Consider the following 16,508-nt stretch of genomic DNA (forward strand, 5'->3'; position numbering starts at 1 on the left):
GATATTTTTGATATTTTAACTAAAAAATAATTTAAGAAAGAAATAATGAAAAAAGCCATTTTATCGATTGCTTTACTGGGTGGAATTTTATTTTCCGCAAATGCAGCAGCACAAACCGAAACTTCGGGAAGAGAAAAAGTATACAGAGCCACTCATACCAAAGTAACGGAGCTGAAACACACGAAGCTAAAAGTAAATTTCGATTATCAGAAAGAACAGATGAACGGGGAAGAATGGCTTACAGCCGCTCCTTTTTTCTATCCGACCAACGAACTGACGCTTGATGCAAAAGGAATGCTGATCCATGAAGTCGCTTTGGATATCAATGGAAAAAAATCTCCTTTAAAGTATGATTATAAGGATGATGTTTTAAAAATTACTTTAGACAAAACCTATCAGAAAAATCAGGATTACACAGTTTACATCAAATATACAGCACGTCCGAATGAAGTAAAACAGGAGGGAAGTGCAGCAATCAGTGATGCAAAAGGTCTGTATTTCATTAATGCACAAGGAACGGATACGGATAAGCCAACACAAATCTGGACGCAGGGTGAAACGGAATCTTCTTCAGCCTGGTTCCCGACCATCGATAAATCCAACCAGAAAACAACGCAGGAAATTTACATGACGGTTCCTGATAAATACGTAACCCTTTCCAACGGATTGCTGAAAGATTCTCAAAAAGAAGCAAACGGTTTAAGAACCGATCATTGGGTGATGGATAAAAGACATTCCACCTATCTTTTCTTCATGGGAGTGGGAGAGTACGCTATTGTAAAGGATAAATGGAAAAATATTGCGGTAGATTATTATATCGAGAAAGAATACGAACCGTATGCAAAGCAGATCTACGGAAACACACCAGAAATGATCGAGTTTTTCTCTAAAAAATTAGGCTACGATTTCCCGTGGTCTAAATACGCTCAGATTTCCGGAAGAGATTATGTAAGCGGAGCAATGGAAAATACTACGGCAACGTTACACGGAAGCGATATTTTGCAGAAACCGGGACAGTTAATTGACGAAAATACATGGGAAGATACCATTGCCCACGAATTGTTTCACCAATGGTTCGGGGATCTCGTAACGGCAGAAAGCTGGAGCAATCTTACGGTAAACGAATCTTTCGCCAATTATTCCGAATATCTCTGGAACGAATACAAATACGGAAAAGATCAGGCAGATTATCACCAGATGAAAGATGTAAACAACTACATCCATAATCCTGCGGATTTCAAAAAAGATTTGGTAAGATTCGATTACGATTCCCGTGAAGATGTTTTTGATTTGGTAACCTATCAGAAAGGCGGGGGAATTCTTCATATGCTGAGAAACTATTTAGGAGACGATGCTTTCTTTGCAGGAATGAACGATTATCTGAAGACCTACGAATATCAAAACGGAGAAGCACATCAATTAAGATTATCTTTCGAAAAAGTTTCGGGAAGAGATCTGAACTGGTTCTTCAACCAATGGTATTTCGGAAGCGGACATCCGAAAATTAAATATTCTTATACTTTCGAGCCGGTTAAAAAACAGGTTGCCGTAACCATAGAGCAGACACAGGAACAGCCTTTCCAGTTTCCTCTGGCAATCGATGTTTACGATAACGGAAAGCCGAAAAGATACAATGTATGGGTAAATGCAGAAGCCAAAAACACCTTTAATTTCGATGTTTCTAAAAATGCAGATCTGGTAAATATTAATGCCGACGGAATTTTGGTGGCAGACATTACGGATACCAAAACACCGGAGCAATATGCGATGCAGTATGCGGGATCAAAAGAATTTAAAAGCAGATATCTTGCAGTAAGCGGAATTAAAGATCAGGTGGGAAAAAATCCGGCAGCTACAAAATTATTGGCAGCAGCTCTTAAAGATCCGTTCTTCAGAACGAGAATAAAAGCTTTGCAGTTAATGGATTTATCAAATCCTGAGCAATTTAAAGCTATGGGAGCAGAAGTAGAAAAATTAGCTTCCAATGATCCTAAAACTTTAGTACAGGCTGCAGCGATTTCGGCTCTGGCAAAAACAAAAGATAAAAAATACCTTCCGGTTTTCGAAAAAGGAGTAAATGCCGTTTCAAACGCTGTAAAAGGAAGCTCGGTGAGCGCTATTGTTGAAATAGATCCCGCAAAAGCAAGTGCTTTAGCAGATAAAATTGATCTGGAAGGCGCTCCTGAAAATTTGTTGTCTAAACTTTTACCGGTGATCGTTAAGAATAAGGTGACCTTACAGATGTCGAATATTGCACAGGTAGCCGCATTTTATCCCTTCATTAAATTCCAGAATCCTGAACTGGGCAAAAGTGCGGAAGAAGGATACAACTGGATTATGAGTTCTGATAATCTGAAAGCGACAGAAAGCATCACCAAAATGCTGAATCAGGCAAAAGGACAGATCGGGAACAATCCTCAGGCGAAAATGATGATCTCCCAAATGCTGAAAGACGGTCTTGCCAAAAAAATGGAACTTCTGAAACAGAATCCTCAAAATGCAGCAAGCATCAATAAGCAAATCGATGCGATCAATAAATCCATTGAAGATTTTAAATAACCTTTGAAAATTATATTGAAGTTGTTTAACTAGCTTTAAATTTAACCTCAAAAGAGACAAAAGACTTTATTGGATTTATGTAAAGTATTTCAAAAGTCTGCAAAGAAAAAAAATCTTTTATGTGCTCTTTTTTCATTTAAGTATGAAACTTAAGAAACTAAAGTGTTTAAATCTTTTGCGGTAAAAAAGTTTAAACAAGTTTATTAAAAAAGCACTTCTGCAAAGAGGTGCTTTTTTACTTTAATATTATCAGATATAAATCTTTTCCTTTGTTCTAGGCAGCAGAATTTCTCTTCTTTTTTCCTGATTTCTGTTTTGCAGATTGATTTTCATTCCTTTTTTAATGAAGATTTCTTTCTTCGAATTTCCGTATTCTTTTTTGTTGGCAACCTCCTTTTCGTAAACAATCTTTCCTGTGGAAAGATTAAAGTCTACCGTTGTCCAATATTCTTCAGGTTTTCCGCTTTCAGAGAAAAAGCCGATTAACTCGAAATGACCGTTCTGAAATCTGTACTTGTCTGTACCGCCCCATTTCCAGCTGCTTCCGCCGTAATGGCTAATTTCCAGAATTCCGTTTTTTATTTCGGTTCCCTGATACGGATCGCCCATTATTCCACCGTCTTTACTGCCCAGAATTGCTTTTCGGGATTTTTCCAAAATAGTCCATTTATTATTTACCTTCTTCAGAATCTGAATTTCGCGCACGTCTCCGGAATCACCGTTGGTCGGAATATCATAAACCATTACTTTTTCAGGAATTTTATCTCCGTCGAGATCACCTTCAACAGTTTCGTTGATCTTTGAATTTTTTGGCTGAAATTCCTTCTGCGCAAAACAGAATGTGCTGAAAATAAGGGCTAGAATGCGGAATGTGTTTTTCATAAGATATTTTATAGTTTAAAATTACTGAATTATATGTTTCATCAATGCCTGTCTTTGATTGTTTCGATAAAAAAATCACTAACTTTGAACCTCAATTTGAGAAATAAATGGAGAATTTAGTTCAGGATACTACCGTTCAGAAACCAAAATGGATTCGTGTAAAACTTCCTACCGGAAAAAACTACCGAGAACTGAGAACTTTGGTTGATAAATATAAATTAAATACCATTTGCCAGAGCGGAAGCTGTCCGAATATGGGCGAATGTTGGGGAGAAGGAACAGCTACTTTCATGATTTTAGGAAATATCTGTACCCGAAGCTGCGGATTTTGCGGGGTGAAAACCGGAAAACCGATGGATGTAAACTGGGACGAACCTGAAAAAGTGGCACGTTCCATCAAATTAATGAAGATCAAACACGCTGTTTTAACGTCTGTAGACCGCGATGATCTGAAAGATATGGGATCTATTCTTTGGGCGGAAACCGTAAATGCAGTAAGAAGAATTTCTCCGGAAACCACGATGGAAACTTTAATTCCGGATTTCCAGGGGATCACAAAACACATCGACCGGTTGGTGGATGTAGCTCCGGAAGTAATTTCTCACAACATGGAAACGGTAAAACGTCTGACAAGAGAAGTGAGAATTCAGGCAAAATACGAAAGAAGTCTTGAGGTTTTAAGATATTTAAAAGAAGCAGGACAGAGAAGAACAAAAACAGGCGTAATGCTTGGTTTGGGAGAAACGAAAGATGAGGTTTTCCAGACAATTGAAGACATCAGAAACGCAAATGTGGACGTAATTACTTTAGGACAGTATTTGCAGCCGACAAAAAAACACCTTCCTGTAAAGAAATTCATTACTCCTGAAGAATTTGATGAATTCGGGGGTTTTGCAAGAAGTTTAGGATTCAGACATGTTGAAAGTTCACCTTTGGTAAGAAGTTCTTATCACGCAGAAAAACATATTCATTAAAATAAAAATCGCTCTGTTTTCGGAGCGATTTTTATTTTGTCTGATATTTTAATTCAGATTAATTATGCTTAACCCAAATTAGTTTATCGGTATTATAACCTACGTTTTTTGCTTTTTCTAAAAATCTCTGGCGGATGCTTTCAGGGATTTCTTTTGTTCGGGAGAGGATCCACAGATATTCAAGATTGTTTCCCATGACCAAAGCGTACTGATAATTATCGTCGATATCTACCACATTATATCCTGCCCAGATCGGCTTAAAAAAAGAAACTTTAAGGCGTGCTTCCGTTTCTTTTCCAACGAATCGTGCTTCACCAATGGATTCCTTCCACTCTTTTTTAACGTAGTTGTAGCCTTTGTTATCTACTTTTATCGTTCCGTTTGGATTTTTAGAGTAGGTTGCCGTTACATTATCCATGTTTTTCTCGAATTTGTAATCGAAACGGGCTATTTCATACCATGTTCCCAAATATTTATCCGCATTAAAATTCTGCACAGCCGTTGCTCCTTTAGGAATTCCTACGGAACATGAATTGAGAATAAGTAGTCCCAAAATACCCAAAGAAACAGGGATGGCTATTTTCTGAAAAGTCTTCATAATAAAAAATATTTTTTTTAGTGATTATGAAAAGTTCAAAAATGATGCCTGAAAGTTTAAGGGATGACTTTAATTTTTTAAGCGCAATTCTTCGATTTCACTTAACTAAGATCATAAAAAATGAGATCTTCAATTTTATCTGAATACTTTTCTTTTAATGTTGAATCTTTACAGCCCGACTTGAGCGGAGCTCTTTTTGTGAAACAAAAAAGCGGGAGCGGAAGGCATAATGATAGAAAAGTGAAGGCTTTTATCGAAGTTTACAAACGAAGTTTTAAGCTGCCCAAAAAATCAGGAAAAAACTTTCAGAAAATTGTCTTTGAAACTTCCGGAAACTTCAATTTCGGTATGGTCGGAAAGGGTTACGGTTCCGCTTTTGTGGTAAGATTTTACAAAGCCTGTGTTGATGATGTGTGAACGGTGAACCCTCACAAAAGGATTTTCCAGCAGGTCATCGAAATGCTTTAAAAAACGGCATACCATTTTTTTAGAACCATCGGTAAGATACACCTGCGTGAAATTTCCATCTGCCTGAAGTCTTACAATGTCTTCTGTTTTCACCACATCAAAGCCTTGTAAAGTCGGGAGAATCAACTGTTGTTTTTCTGGCTTTAACTTTAAATTTTCGAGGAGGATTTTGTTACGGTTGAGTTCTTCTTTGCTTTCCAGACTTTCTGCCACTTTATTAACCGCTAAAATAAGCTCCTGAATGTCAATTGGTTTTAAAATATAATAACTTGCCGATTTATTAAGAGCCTGTAAAGAATATTGTGAAAATGCCGTGATAAAAATCGTTTCGTAGGAAAATTCTTTGGTCGCTTCCAGGACATCAAAAGCATTTCCGAAAGGCATTTCAACGTCCAGAAAAACCAGTTGCGGCTGTTTCTCGGCAATCAACGGAACGGCTTCTTTTATATTTTCGGCTTCACCCAAAATTTCAACTTGCGGACAGTATTTTGTAAGATAATTCCTCAGAACATCTCTTGCAATCAATTCATCGTCTACAATTACGGCTTTTATTTTCATACTTTTTAGGTTTTTAGGTGGCAGATTTTTAGGTTGCGGGAAAGATTATTGATATTTTCTGTTAGAGAATTTTAAAGTTTTGTAGGTTGTTTTTGAGGTTTCAAAGTCTTTGCAATCGCCCTTTATCAGTTGTGTTCTCCTGCTTATATTTTGTGTCTTGATGATAAGATCTGTAAAATTAGCGGTTGTTTTTTTGTCGAGATCTATTGTGGAAGTGGTCTCATGAAACTTTCCTGCACATCTTGTGTCCCATTCTCCGCTGTAAGAATAAATTTCGTACCTATTAAGAATTTTTTTCAGGCTTCCGTTTTCCCTGTAAAAAAGAGAAAGCTCTTCTGTTGAATAAGGATTCGGTTGGCTTTGTCCTCTGAAGCTGACTCTGATTCCGAAAGCACGGATGTCTTTACTTACTGTATATAAACCTGTATCAATTGTTATTCCGCTTAATCCGACTGCATCGGATGTAATTTCTTCGGGATCGTAATACTTATTTTTAATATTGCCTTTTTCGTCAGTAATCAGGATATAATTTCTTACAGTGTACATTCCTTCATCTTCCTGCCCATCGAAAATAGGCAATACAACGATGTAAGAATCTTTCTCATTCGGCATTTTCTTTTCCGTGTAAAACTCTGTTCTGATCTGTGATCTGTTTATTTTCAGTGCTTTAACAATAGTTTCAAAACGGGCAGAATTGATTTCCTGTCCGAACATCATGAAAGATGAAATTAAAAATACAAAGGCTAAAATTTTTCTCTTCATTGGCTTATTACAATACATTTAATTTTAAAATGACCAAAACACCGGAATTGTTTTCTTTATCTTTCACCGTGCATGAAATCTCTTTTTTATACAGATCGTTTAACAAATCGATTCTTTCAAGAGTGTTTTTCATTCCACGCCCTTTTCTGGCTTTCTGATGCTCGGTTTTCTGTTTTTTGCTTTCCTCAATCCCGATTCCGTTGTCTTCTACGGTTATTTTGAGCTGCTCGTTTTCTTTTTCAAAGCTGAGGTTCAAAAATCCTTTGGTTGTTCTGTAACGTAAACCATGCCATATTGCGTTTTCTAAAAATGGCTGAACCAGCATTCCCGGAACTTTGAGACTTTGCGTGTTTAAACTTTCATCTACATGAATTTCATAATCAAATTTATCGGCAAAACGTGTTTTTTCCAAAGCCAGATAATTCTGCAACAGATCCAGCTCCTGCTGAAAAGGAATGAAATCTTCAGTGGAATTTTCCATCACGCCGCGCATTAATTTAGAAAATTTAGTTAAATATTGGTTGGCTTCCAGTTCGTTGTTGGTCGCGATAAAATGATTTACAGAATTTAAGCTGTTAAAAATAAAATGCGGATTCATCTCGCGGCGCAGCGACTGCAAAGCGATTTTTTTATTCTTGATTTGCACTTTTTTAAGGGTTCTGAAAATGAAAATTATCAATCCAATTAAAACAATCAATGCAAAAATCAAACTGTAGTTGAAAACATTTTTCTTGCGGATGAGTTCATCTTTCAGTTGTTTTTCCTTTTCCAGTTGGGCAATTCGCTGTTCGGTATCCTCCAGAATCTTTTCGTCGACCAGACTTTTGTCTTTTGAAACCAGATCCGGCAGTTTTCCGAGAAAATCACGATATAATTTTACTGAAGCATCCGTATTTTCAGAAACGTTATACAAACTGTCGAGCTTTTTTACGCTTTTTTGCGCTTCCAGTGTATGACCTTTTTCAAGCGCGATTCCGTATGATTTTTTTAAAAGATCGATGGCTTCTTTCGGATCGTTTTTTTTGATGTAAATATCGGCAAGCTCCTGAATCTGTTCCACCTGCTTTTTTGAATTTTCTTTAACGAAATCTTCTTTTAAAACGGTCTTTTTTGCTTCAATCGCTTTGTCGAAATTTTTATTTTCAACGTAAAAATCCGTCAATTTCTGGTTGATTTCCAATGCCTGTTGCGGTGCTTCTTTTTTAGAAATTTTATAGGCATTCGTAAGATTTACCTCCGCTTTTGGAATGTCATTCTGCTGAATATTAATATCCGCCATCTGCGTGTAATTCGCAGCCAGTTCGCCTCCTTTGTCTTTTTCCTTCTCGTTAAGCTGAATATTGTTCTGAATGGCTTCTTCTTTAGCTTCCGCAGAATTGACGGAAAGTCTCGTCACGTCATTGGAATTCAAGGCACGGCTTTTAGAATAACTTACTTCTGCTGCTCTGTTGTAATTGCTGATTGCCGGAGAAATTTTATTCTGCTTTTCCTGAGACTGTGCCAGTTTTCGGCTTGCCTTTTCAATATTTGGTTTGTCGTTTAATTTTTCGTAGATATTTTTTGCTTTGGTGTAATATTCTTCACTTTTCTGAAAGTTCCCGTTGTTGAAAAACGATTCTCCGATGTTGTAGTAAGAATCTGCCTGTGAAGATTCGTCTTTTGTATCGACCGCTTTCTTCAGTTTCTTCGTCTGAAACTGAATATCTTCCACAGTTTTGTTGCTTTGAGCATAAAAAATATTCCCAAAGATGAATAAACAAAAGATGGCGAAAAGATGGCACATTTTCATAAAACAAAGATATACATATATATAATGTGCAAAAAATTATTCACCAAGTGAAATTCTTCATTCACCAAGTTTCGTATTTTCTGCGGGATTTATGAGGCTAAGTTTGTGGCATAATTCAAATTTAATCATCATGAAAAATTTATCTTTTCTAAACAGAAGTACATTAGTTTACCTTTTCTCTTCAACATTTCTTTTCAATATCTCAAAAGCGCAGTTAGGAGTTTCTTCAGGCTCTGTTTCCCATACGGTGAGCAACGGTCTTTCCAGCGCAAATGAAAGTGGATTTCTTAATGAAAACACGATTATTGTAGAAGATTTTATGAATTACCACAAACATCAGATTAAAATTCCAAAGAAAAATGAAGTGGCTTTAAGCATTGATTATGACAATACAATTCTGAATTCGGACGAAAATTTTTTACTGCAAATCGGTCTTGCAACGCAAAATGTATCGGCTAGAGAAAACTCAAACAAAGTAAATGTTTCTCTGGTTATCGACAACAGCGGATCTATGGGTGGCGGAAAGCTTGAAAAAGTAAAAACGGCACTGAAAGTTTTTGTAAAAGGATTGAAACCCGAAGATCTCATTTCCATTGTAAAATTTGATGATACTGCGAATCTTGTTTTAAAATCATCAAAAATAAAAGATGTTGCCGGAAATTTAGATGCAATTATTGAAAGTATTTATCCTTCGGGTTCCACCAATATTCATTCAGGAATGATGATGGGCTATTCGGAAGCACAAAAACACAATACCAAAGACTACAACAGCAAAGTAATTCTTCTTACCGACGGAATGACAAATTCCGGAATTACCGATCCTGAAACAATTCTGAAACAGTCGAAAGAATTTAACGATAAAGGAATAGACATCAGTACCATCGGAGTCGGGCAACAACTGGATTTTGATCTGTTACGGAGAATCGCCACTTACGGAAGAGGATCCAATTATTTTATCGGAGATGCTGAAGAAGATATTCAAAAGACGTTTAAAGATGAATTGGAAAGCCTTTTATACAATATTGGAAAAAAGCCGAAACTAACGATCAATCTTCCTGAAGGAATGAACATTAAAACATTTTACGGTTATCAGCCAAAATATATTTCTGATCATCAAATAGAAGTAGAACTTGAAAATTTAGATTGCGGACAAACCCAGATTTTCCTGATGGAAGTTGAGAAAAATGAATTAGAAAATTCTTCAGTTACGGCTTCTTTGGTTTATGAAAAGAATGATGAAGTGAAAAATATTTCTTCAAAAAAAGAATATGATGAAATGACGGAAACAACTCAACAAGAATTAAAGAAAAATTTTCAGATTGCTAAAATGACGACAGCACTCAAAAAAGCAGCAAAAGATTTTTCACAAACCAATATGGGAAATAGCAAAAAATCCATGCAAAACATCATCAGTTATTATCAGTCTTTCTGCGATAAAAACGACGAAGATCTGAAGAGAATTTATAATATCGCCTTAAAATATTCATCCGAAAAGAATACAAGATCCTATTATTAGATCTTTTGGGCAATCTCAATTCTTTATCAGCTCTTATATGAAAAAATTGTAATATGAAAATTGAAATTCTGTTAACAATCAACCATTTAGCAATACATACCTTTGCTAAAACCAAACATGACTATGAAAAAACAGTTTTACTTTTTTCTTTTACCTGTATTGTTCTTGCAGAGTTGTTCGTTTCTTGAACAAAACAATTTCATTGAAACCAAGATCATTTCCAGCGATCTCAATGAAAAAATTGTTTACAAATTTTATCAGACCGGACTTAATGATTACAAAGTAGATTTTTACTCGGTAGATCAGTCCGGTTCTACCAAACTTTTTGAACATGATATCGACGATACGTTTGCAACTTCCGAAACCTACACCATTTCAGAAAATGATGATGAGCTCATCATCCGCACCACACTTTTTTCTGAGGTGAAAAAACTCATCACGCCAAGCGGAAAATCAATTATTCTCACCAACAGATAAACAGTTCTTTTCAGGACTGTTTTTTTATATTCATCACAAAACAATAGTTTCAGCTGTCATTTGCTGAACGAAGTGCGGTTGCGAACGCAGAATATTCACAATAATTTTAATGAAAATCTTTGCGAACATTGCATTAAAATAATCATCATTTCCAATTTTTTTTTGATTTCACCAAGCCAAACCTTCATTTCACCAAGTCTCCCGATTTTCACTTTGAAATCGGCATAATTTTACTCTAGAAGTTTAAAATTAAAAAAAGAAAATTATGAAACTGAAACATTTTTTACTGATCGGATTATTTCTGATAGGAGGTATGATCAACGCACAGGAAACAAAGAAAAACTTTATTGAAGTAACCGGAATTGCAGAAATGGAAGTAGAGCCGGATGAAATTATTTTCAATATCGGAATTAAAGGAGACAACAAAAATCAATTGGCAGACAATGAGAAACAGCTTTTTGAAATCCTGAAAAGCAACGGCGTAAAAAACGAAGACATCAAATTCAAATCGATGTACCAGAATATTTATTCCAAAACCAAACTTTTCACGAAAGATTTTCAGTTTAAGGTAACAAAAAAGACGGATATGGGAAATCTTTTTGAAAGCCTGAACCAAAAGTGGGTCAACAGCATCAATATTTCAGAAATTAAAAATACAAAAATTACAGATTTCAGAAAAACCGTAAAAATCAATGCGCTGAAAGCAGCCAAAGAAAAAGCAGACTATCTTCTGGAAAGTATGGGCAAAAGAACAGGAACTCCGCTTGAGATAGTAGAAATTGAAGACTATACCAGTGATATGATCATGCCGATGAACTTCAGAGCAAAAGTATCCAATATCCAGCTTGAAGCAGCAGATTCTAATGTAGATTATTCTTTTGAAAATATTGATAATATCAAGCTGAAATACAGCATTAAAACAAAATACGAAATCCTTTAAAACACAAAATCATGACAGCTTTTAAAATTTTAACATTAGCAGCCGGAACCGCCGCTTTATTCGGGGTACAAAACTCAAAATTTGAATATAAAGAACCGGCAGTTCAGAGAACAGTGGTTCAGAATGTCGATAAACCTTCAGAAATAAAGATTAAAGAAAATAAAATTCAGGTGGCATTGCTTCTCGACACTTCCAACAGCATGGACGGACTGATCGATCAGGCAAAATCCAGACTCTGGAACATCGTGAATACTTTAACGACGTTAAAATACAACGGAAAAGCGCCCCAAGTGGAAATTGCTTTGTATGAATACGGAAATGATGGTCTCAGAGATGAAAATTACATCCGGCAGGTAACTCCTTTAACGCAGGATCTGGATCTGGTTTCGGAAAAACTGTTTGCTTTGAGAACCAACGGCGGAAGTGAATATTGCGGAGCCGTGATCCGTGATGCCTCGATGAATCTGAAATGGGATGAGAATAACCAAAGCATGAAGCTGATCTATATTGCGGGCAACGAGCCTTTCGATCAGGGAAGAATCAGTTATAAAGAAGTCATTCCGACAGCGAAGAGAAAGAATATTTACACCAACACAATTTTCTGCGGAAGCCGTGATGAAGGAATCCGGACTTTCTGGCAAAACGGAGCTTCTCTGGGCGAAGGAAAGTATTTCAATATCGACAGCGACCAGAAAGTGATTTATATAGAAACACCTTACGATGTCAGAATTTCAGAATGCAACACCAAACTGAATGACACCTACATTTATTACGGAAGTCACGGTTCGGAATTTAAAAACAAACAGATGCTTCAGGACAAAAATGCCGAAGTGCAGTCGGTTTCCAACGCCGTGGAAAGAACGGTCGCAAAATCCAAGAAAAATGCCTATAAAAACGATCATTGGGATTTGGTAGACCGCGCTGAAAAAGACGTAAATTTTATGTCCGGTGTGAAAGCTGAAGAACTTCCTGCCGAATTGAAAGGCAAAAGCAAAGAGGAAATTAAAAAAGCGGTTGCCGAAAAATCTGCCGAAAGAGAAAAAATTCAGAAAGAAATTGAAGTATTGTCTAAAAAGAGACAGGATTTCATTGATGCCGAAATGAAAAAACGAGGAAATTCTGAAGCCGATGATTTGGGAAAGGCGATTGAAAAGTCTGTTCTGGAACTGGCAAAGAAAAATGGTTATAGCCTGTAACTCATTATCAGCAGAAATTAAATTTAAATATCAGAAGTGATTAAAAACTAATAACCATTAAAGTTGAATGAAGAAGAAATGTTGTTTTCAAAGTTCCGACAACAAATATTTTGAGTGTGGTGATCCGCGGCAATTTTTGCCGCGGATTTTTCATGAATTCGGCGGAGGCGAAGCCTCCGCCGAATTCATGAAAACTTCAGAAATCATCTCCCAAATTTAAAATACTTTGAAAGCAGATGCTTTTTACCTTTCATAAATTGAGAAACCATTTCCATTCCGGTAACCGAAAACGTAATTCCGTTTCCTCCGAAACCCAGTATAAAATAAGAATTTTTAAAATCCTGATGTTCCCCGATATAAGGCAATCCGTCCTTGGTCTCTCCAAAAGTTCCTGCCCAGACAAAATCTGTGTAAAAATGATAATCGGGTTTTATTTTCTTCAACGTTTTTAAAATCTCCTTCTCTTTCTTATCTAAAAGCGAATCCCGTTTTTTAGCATCATAAAAATCTTCGTCACCTCCTCCGATCAGCATTCTTCCGTCATCCGTTGTCCGCATATACATATAAGGCTCATCGGTATTCCAGACCAGCGTATTGGTGATATTTTTAAATTTTTTTGAATCAATTTCCGAAACAATGGCGTAAGTACTTTTTAAATTCACAAAATGTTCTTTGATAAGATTTTTACTTTCATAGCCGATGCAGTATATTATTTTTTTAGCCCTGATCTGAAAACCGGAATCCACTGTAATTAAATTATATCCTTTAAAATACTCAACATCTGTCATTTCTGTTTTGTCGAAAATTTGTAACCCTTTCTTTACATTTACCTTAAATAATTCATGTGCAAACTTAAAAGCATCAATACTTGCTCCCTGTTCAGATAGAATTCCGCCATATGTATTTTCAAATCCGAACTGTTTTGAAACCTCATCACTTTCAAGCCATTTTACTTTGAAGCCTGCATCTTTCCTTGCGTTAAATTCTTTCTTCAGCCATGCAACATCCTTTTTCTTGGAAGCATAATACAGAGATTTTTTTCTTTTAAATCCTGAATCTGACTTAATTTCACCGGCTAACTTTTCAAGCTTATCAATAGAATCCGAACATGCCTTATAACTTGCTACAGCTCCCTTTTTTCCTATCTTTTCAATAAGTTCGAAAAGAGGAACATCTATTTCATACTGAAGCATGGAAGTAGTTGCTGAAGTACTTCCGTTACAGAGTTCGCGTTGATCAATAAGAATTGTTTTATATCCTTCAGTCATCATTTGGTGGGCTGCTAAACTTCCTGTAATGCCGCCTCCAATAATCAGCACATCACATTCTTCATTGGATTTTAAAGAAGGATAGGAAGAAATTAATCCGTTTTTCAAAAGCCAGAAAGGTTCGTTAGATTTAAGATCCATAGTACTGTTTTTCTCTGTATAAACAATAATTGCGCCTTTTATTCATCTAAAATTAATATTGGTTTAATATTTGTTTTCACCGTTTAATCAAACCACATTAAAAATAATAATATGATAACAATTATTCCAGAGGCTCCGGAAAATGTTGCAGCATTCAACGCAACAGGAGAAGTGACGAAAGAGGATTTTGAAAATCTTGTTTTTCCTCGTGTAAAAGCAAAGATTGAGCAATTTGGAGAACTGAATTATTTGATGTATCTTGACACAGATCTGGATAATTTTACAGCCGGTGCATGGTTAGAAGATGTACTTTTAGGACTAAAAAATCTAACAAAATGGAACAGGGCTGCAATTCTAACGGATAATCAGCATGTACAGAATTTCACTGAAATCTTCAGCGTACTGATGCCGGGAGAATTCAAATCCTTCCCGAAAGGAAACCTTTACAATGCAATGTACTGGTGCAAAAACGGGAATGAAGTAGAAGCGTAATCTGCTTATTATAAAAACAACGGAGGATTGTCTTTTTTAAGGCAGTCTTTTTTATTGATCTGAAAATTAAACTGTAAGTATAAATACTTAATTATCAATTTAGTACATTTTACGTAGAATATTTCTCATTATTGTGATTACATTTGTAATGTTAAACAAACAAAAAACTAAAATCATGTCAACATTCAAAATCAACATCATTGCGGGACCACTTTGGAGCAATGACGAAGCACAAAAATTAGGCGGACGTATTGCAGCCGCACATTTAGGAAAATTTACAGGACAATGGTCTACCATTGTGGAAGGACAGATGAGCGTTATCGAAGTTGAGCTTAATACTCAGCCTACAGGCGACTCCGAGTATACTTTAGATGTTTTGGCAGGTCCTATCTGGAGCGACGAAGATGCTAAAGAAGTTTGCCCATCCATCTGTGCGTCTTACGGAGGAACATGGAACGGACAATGGACTACTGTTGTAGAAGGCAAAATGAGCGTTTGCGGATGCACATTTAAATTCTAAAAACTACAAATTATGAAAATCGGCAGTTTCCGGAGGAAACTGCCGATTCTTTTATTGATCGCAGGAAACACATTCTGCTATAATTTCTTTTTCTTCCGTTTTTCGTGAACTGTATAACTGTTTGTATCGGAATGCAATCATCAATCCTATACAAGTCATTCCAACGCCTACCAAAGATGGATAATTGAAAGAATAACCATTTTCTAAAGGAATACCTCCCAAAAACGCTCCCAAAGCATTCGCACAGTTAAATCCGGCCTGCATAAAAGCGGCAGCCATCATCTCGCTTTTAGGTGCGGCTTTCATCATCATTATATTAATGGGTGCAGCAACCGACATCGACAGTGCGCCGCAAACAAAGGTAAGGACTAAAGATATAGTTTGATATTCTGAAAGAAAAAATACGCCCACTAAAGAACTCATCATTAAAAAAAGTAATAAAACACAGGTTTTCTCGGGGCTTAATCGGTCAGACAAATATCCGCCGACTAAATTTCCTACAACCATTCCGGCTCCGGCGAGAATCATCACATATGCCATCTGATTTTCCTTAATCCCGGAAACAATTGTCATCAAAGGCGTAATGTAGCTAAACCAGGTAAATAATCCTCCAAAACCAATCGCAGTAATCATTAAAACCATCCATGACTGCTTTTTCTTCAAAAATTTCATTTCTTCCATGAAGTGAGTATTTTCATTGGTTTCAAGCATAGGCAGCCAGAGTTTTAAAAATAATAAGGCAAATAACCCGATCACAGCAACAATGGCGAAATACCATCTCCAGTGAAATGCATGACCGATATACGTTACCAGCGGAACCATCGCGAGATTCGCAACCGTAAGTCCTGTAAACATCAGCGATATATAGAACGCTTCTTTACCTTTTGCTGCTAATCTCGTGGCAACTACGGTTCCCACTCCAAAAAATGCTCCATGCGGAAGTCCGGAAAGGAAACGGATAATCATCATCGTATTATAATCGGGAGCAATTGCTGATAATGCATTAAACAGAGTGAAGATCATCATCAGAACAATCAAAACCTTTTTTGGCGGAAATTTTACAGAATATCCAATTAAAATCGGAGCTCCTACAACCACTCCGAAAGCATAAGCCGAGATTAAATGTCCCGCTTCCGGAATGCTGATCTGCAGACTTTTTGCAATATCGGGAAGCAGTCCCATAATGGTAAATTCGGTGGTTCCGATTCCCAGACCGCCTATTGCGAGAGGGATTATTCTTTTATCAATCTTCATTTTAAAATCCTTTTAACGATCCTGAATAATTTATTGTTTCTTTTAAAGTGCAAAAATCGATAGAAATAATCATTTATACTTTAACCGAGATGACTCTTTTTTGCTCTGTATTAA

At 36.4% G+C, this 16,508-nt stretch carries 15 protein-coding genes; 8 read left to right on the top strand and 7 right to left on the bottom strand.

Annotation, left to right across the window (positions count from 1 at the left end):
- Positions 1-45 precede the first annotated feature (45 nt).
- Complete coding sequence (locus H6W53_RS05060) at positions 46-2,559, top strand: M1 family metallopeptidase (RefSeq protein WP_185205074.1); 2,514 nt, start codon at positions 46-48, stop codon at positions 2,557-2,559.
- A gap of 249 nt (positions 2,560-2,808) precedes the next feature.
- Here H6W53_RS05060 and H6W53_RS05065 read toward each other — a convergent pair whose 3' ends face one another.
- Positions 2,809-3,441, bottom strand: coding sequence for a hypothetical protein (locus tag H6W53_RS05065; protein WP_185205075.1), 633 nt, complete (start codon positions 3,439-3,441; stop codon positions 2,809-2,811).
- A 107-nt stretch (positions 3,442-3,548) separates the two neighbouring features.
- On the opposite strand from H6W53_RS05065, the gene lipA reads away from it, so the two are divergent.
- On the top strand, positions 3,549-4,415 hold the full coding sequence (gene lipA, locus H6W53_RS05070) for a lipoyl synthase (protein ID WP_185205076.1): 867 nt from the start codon (positions 3,549-3,551) through the stop codon (positions 4,413-4,415).
- Between the two features lie 58 nt (positions 4,416-4,473).
- Here the strand turns inward: lipA and H6W53_RS05075 are convergent, their stop codons facing one another.
- The 4 genes from H6W53_RS05075 to H6W53_RS05090 form a co-directional block, all read right to left on the bottom strand.
- Positions 4,474-5,013, bottom strand: a complete 540-nt coding sequence (locus H6W53_RS05075; RefSeq protein ID WP_185205077.1) for a lipocalin family protein — start codon at positions 5,011-5,013, stop codon at positions 4,474-4,476.
- Between the two features lie 291 nt (positions 5,014-5,304).
- Complete coding sequence (locus H6W53_RS05080) at positions 5,305-6,039, bottom strand: LytR/AlgR family response regulator transcription factor (protein WP_116096214.1); 735 nt, start codon at positions 6,037-6,039, stop codon at positions 5,305-5,307.
- 45 nt (positions 6,040-6,084) lie between these two features.
- Entirely contained in the window at positions 6,085-6,801 is a 717-nt protein-coding gene (locus tag H6W53_RS05085; RefSeq protein WP_185205078.1) for a hypothetical protein, read from the bottom strand.
- 7 nt (positions 6,802-6,808) lie between these two features.
- A complete protein-coding gene (locus H6W53_RS05090) occupies positions 6,809-8,512 on the bottom strand; it encodes a histidine kinase (protein WP_317169726.1) in 1,704 nt (567 codons plus the stop codon).
- A 208-nt stretch (positions 8,513-8,720) separates the two neighbouring features.
- Between H6W53_RS05090 and H6W53_RS05095 the strand changes: the two genes are divergently transcribed.
- The 4 genes from H6W53_RS05095 to H6W53_RS05110 all read left to right on the top strand — a co-directional run bounded on the left by H6W53_RS05095 (position 8,721) and on the right by H6W53_RS05110 (position 12,719).
- Entirely contained in the window at positions 8,721-10,106 is a 1,386-nt protein-coding gene (locus H6W53_RS05095; protein WP_185205080.1) for a vWA domain-containing protein, read from the top strand.
- A 123-nt stretch (positions 10,107-10,229) separates the two neighbouring features.
- A complete protein-coding gene (locus tag H6W53_RS05100; RefSeq protein ID WP_185205081.1) occupies positions 10,230-10,583 on the top strand; it encodes a hypothetical protein in 354 nt (117 codons plus the stop codon).
- Between the two features lie 265 nt (positions 10,584-10,848).
- A complete protein-coding gene (locus H6W53_RS05105; RefSeq protein ID WP_185205082.1) occupies positions 10,849-11,523 on the top strand; it encodes an SIMPL domain-containing protein in 675 nt (224 codons plus the stop codon).
- 11 nt (positions 11,524-11,534) lie between these two features.
- A complete protein-coding gene (locus H6W53_RS05110) occupies positions 11,535-12,719 on the top strand; it encodes a VWA domain-containing protein (RefSeq protein WP_185205083.1) in 1,185 nt (394 codons plus the stop codon).
- Between the two features lie 203 nt (positions 12,720-12,922).
- Here H6W53_RS05110 and H6W53_RS05115 read toward each other — a convergent pair whose 3' ends face one another.
- Entirely contained in the window at positions 12,923-14,128 is a 1,206-nt protein-coding gene (locus H6W53_RS05115) for an NAD(P)/FAD-dependent oxidoreductase (protein ID WP_185205084.1), read from the bottom strand.
- A 111-nt stretch (positions 14,129-14,239) separates the two neighbouring features.
- Between H6W53_RS05115 and H6W53_RS05120 the strand changes: the two genes are divergently transcribed.
- Both H6W53_RS05120 and H6W53_RS05125 read left to right on the top strand, forming a co-directional pair.
- On the top strand, positions 14,240-14,620 hold the full coding sequence (locus tag H6W53_RS05120) for an STAS/SEC14 domain-containing protein (RefSeq protein WP_185205085.1): 381 nt from the start codon (positions 14,240-14,242) through the stop codon (positions 14,618-14,620).
- A 175-nt stretch (positions 14,621-14,795) separates the two neighbouring features.
- Positions 14,796-15,140: a mannan-binding lectin gene (locus H6W53_RS05125; protein ID WP_185205086.1), complete on the top strand. Its 345-nt coding sequence runs from the start codon at positions 14,796-14,798 to the stop codon at positions 15,138-15,140.
- Positions 15,141-15,191: 51 nt separating this feature from the next.
- Here the strand turns inward: H6W53_RS05125 and H6W53_RS05130 are convergent, their stop codons facing one another.
- Positions 15,192-16,394: an MFS transporter gene (locus H6W53_RS05130; RefSeq protein ID WP_185205087.1), complete on the bottom strand. Its 1,203-nt coding sequence runs from the start codon at positions 16,392-16,394 to the stop codon at positions 15,192-15,194.
- Between the last annotated feature and the right edge of the window lie 114 nt (positions 16,395-16,508).

The sequence above is a fragment of the Chryseobacterium sp. C3 genome (assembly GCF_014218905.1).
Classification (GTDB): domain Bacteria; phylum Bacteroidota; class Bacteroidia; order Flavobacteriales; family Weeksellaceae; genus Chryseobacterium; species Chryseobacterium mucoviscidosis.

What these genes read in the sequence shown, in the direction of transcription:
- H6W53_RS05065 (WP_185205075.1), bottom strand. Translation starts at nt 3,441, where the DNA reads ATGAAAAACACATTCCGCATTCTAGCCCTTATTTTCAGCACATTCTGT.
- H6W53_RS05080 (WP_116096214.1), bottom strand. Translation starts at nt 6,039, where the DNA reads ATGAAAATAAAAGCCGTAATTGTAGACGATGAATTGATTGCAAGAGAT.
- lipA (WP_185205076.1), top strand. Translation starts at nt 3,549, where the DNA reads ATGGAGAATTTAGTTCAGGATACTACCGTTCAGAAACCAAAATGGATT.
- H6W53_RS05095 (WP_185205080.1), top strand. Translation starts at nt 8,721, where the DNA reads ATGAAAAATTTATCTTTTCTAAACAGAAGTACATTAGTTTACCTTTTC.
- H6W53_RS05075 (WP_185205077.1), bottom strand. Translation starts at nt 5,013, where the DNA reads ATGAAGACTTTTCAGAAAATAGCCATCCCTGTTTCTTTGGGTATTTTG.
- H6W53_RS05105 (WP_185205082.1), top strand. Translation starts at nt 10,849, where the DNA reads ATGAAACTGAAACATTTTTTACTGATCGGATTATTTCTGATAGGAGGT.
- H6W53_RS05060 (WP_185205074.1), top strand. Translation starts at nt 46, where the DNA reads ATGAAAAAAGCCATTTTATCGATTGCTTTACTGGGTGGAATTTTATTT.
- H6W53_RS05130 (WP_185205087.1), bottom strand. Translation starts at nt 16,394, where the DNA reads ATGAAGATTGATAAAAGAATAATCCCTCTCGCAATAGGCGGTCTGGGA.
- H6W53_RS05100 (WP_185205081.1), top strand. Translation starts at nt 10,230, where the DNA reads ATGAAAAAACAGTTTTACTTTTTTCTTTTACCTGTATTGTTCTTGCAG.
- H6W53_RS05120 (WP_185205085.1), top strand. Translation starts at nt 14,240, where the DNA reads ATGATAACAATTATTCCAGAGGCTCCGGAAAATGTTGCAGCATTCAAC.
- H6W53_RS05115 (WP_185205084.1), bottom strand. Translation starts at nt 14,128, where the DNA reads ATGGATCTTAAATCTAACGAACCTTTCTGGCTTTTGAAAAACGGATTA.
- H6W53_RS05110 (WP_185205083.1), top strand. Translation starts at nt 11,535, where the DNA reads ATGACAGCTTTTAAAATTTTAACATTAGCAGCCGGAACCGCCGCTTTA.
- H6W53_RS05085 (WP_185205078.1), bottom strand. Translation starts at nt 6,801, where the DNA reads ATGAAGAGAAAAATTTTAGCCTTTGTATTTTTAATTTCATCTTTCATG.
- H6W53_RS05125 (WP_185205086.1), top strand. Translation starts at nt 14,796, where the DNA reads ATGTCAACATTCAAAATCAACATCATTGCGGGACCACTTTGGAGCAAT.